The organism is Streptomyces sp. NPDC003691, assembly GCF_053981115.1.
The window spans coordinates 1-1889 of the sequence record NZ_JBSFNQ010000219.1 but is presented as its reverse complement, the minus strand read 5'-3'; the positions used below and the strand labels follow the sequence as shown (position 1 = coordinate 1889).

At 73.3% G+C, this 1889-nt stretch carries 1 protein-coding gene; it reads left to right on the top strand.

Annotated features, from left to right (window positions below; genetic code table 11):
- Nucleotides 1–144 precede the first annotated feature (144 nt).
- Nucleotides 145–1889, top strand: a 1745-nt coding sequence (gene kdpB / locus ACWDR0_RS34830) for a potassium-transporting ATPase subunit KdpB (RefSeq protein WP_456355841.1), incomplete at its 3' end; no start/stop codon positions are given.

Below are 1889 nucleotides of genomic sequence, written 5' to 3'. Positions count from 1 at the left end.
GCAAACCTGACTGGACTACAGACCTGTCCACTTCCCATCAGGGCACCCCGGGGCGCCCGGCCCGCGGCCGGCGCTCCGGCCGTTGTTCGACCCGTCACGCCGTTCGCCGTCCCGGCGCCGGCCCGTCGCCGAAGGTGACCCCGTATGCTCCCCACCGCCTCCCCGAAGGCGCCTCCCACGGCCCCGGGGCTCCCCCCGCACGCGCCCCTCCCCTCCCGGCGGCACGCCGTCACCGGAGGGGCGTTCGACACCGGGCAGTTGCTCGGTGCCCTCCCGGAGGCGGTACGGAAGCTGCACCCCCGGGCCCTGGTCCGCAATCCGGTGCTGTTCGTCGTCGCGGTCGGGGCCCTGCTCACCACCCTGTCCGCGGTGTCCGACCCCTCGGTCTTCGCCTGGCTGATCAGCGGCTGGCTCTGGCTCACGGTGCTCTTCGCCAATCTCGCCGAGGCGGTCGCCGAGGGCCGGGGCCGGGCGCACGCCGCCTCGCTGCGCCGCTCCCGTACCGGCCTCACCGCCCGGCGGCTGCGGCACTGGCAGTACGGGATCGACCCGCTGCGGGCCGAGTCGGAGACCGTACCCGCCGCCGATCTGCGGCTCTTCGACTTCGTCGTGGTGGAGGCGGGCGGCGTCGTCCCCGCCGACGGCGAGGTCGTCGACGGGGTCGCGGCCGTCGACGAATCGGCCGTCACCGGCGAATCCGCGCCGGTCATCCGGGAGTCGGGCGGCGACCGGTCCGGGGTGACCGGGGGGACGACGGTCCTCTCCGACCGGATCGTGGTCCGGGTCACGGCCCGGCCCGGACACTCCTTCCTGGACCGGATGATCGCGCTCGTCGAAGGTGCGCGCCGGCAGAAGACACCCAACGAAGTGGCCCTCAACATCCTGCTGGCGGCGCTGACCGTGGGTTTCGTCCTGGTCGTACTGACGCTTCAGCCGATGGCGGCTTATGCGGGTGCCGCCCAGTCCACCACCGTTCTGGTCGCCCTGCTGGTCACCCTGATCCCGACCACCATCGGCGCCCTGCTCTCCGCCATCGGGATCGCGGGCATGGACCGGCTGGTCCGGCGGAATGTGGTGGCCCTCTCCGGCCGCGCGGTGGAGGCCGCGGGCGATGTGAACACCCTGCTCCTCGACAAGACCGGAACGATCACCCACGGCAACCGGCGGGCGGTCGGGTTCGTACCGCTGCCCGGGGTTCCGGCGGCGAAGCTCGCCGACGCGGCACAGCTCTCCTCGCTGGCCGACGAGACTCCCGAGGGCCGTTCCGTGGTGGAGCTGGCCGAGAAGGAGTTCGGCCTGCGGCCGCCCGCGCCGCAGGAGCTGGCGAACCCCCGGTTCACCGCCTTCAGTGCCCGCACCCGGATGAGCGGCATCGACCTCCGGTGGAACAGCGGCTCCTCCTGCGCGATCCGCAAGGGGGCCGCCGCCGAGGTGATCACCTGGGTCCGGCAGCGCGGCGGCACGGCCGCGGAGCAGGCCCGGGCCTGGTCGGACGCGATCGCGGCGAGCGGAGGAACTCCCCTGCTGGTCGCCGTCCACGACCAGGACGGCCCCCGGGTCCTCGGTATCGTCCACCTCAAGGACGTCGTCAAGGACGGCATTGCCGAACGCTTCGCCCAACTGCGCCGGATGGGCATCCGTACCGTCATGGTCACCGGGGACAACGCGCTGACGGCCCGGGCCGTCGCCGCCGAGGCCGGCGTCGACGACTATCTCGCCGAGGCCACCCCCGAGGACAAACTGGCCCTCATCCGGCAGGAGCAGGAAGGCGGCCGGCTGGTCGCCATGACCGGCGACGGCACCAACGACGCCCCGGCGCTCGCCCAGTCCGCCGAGGACGACGGGGATGGCGAAGAAGATGTCGGTGAGCCGGGAGAGCACGGCGTCCC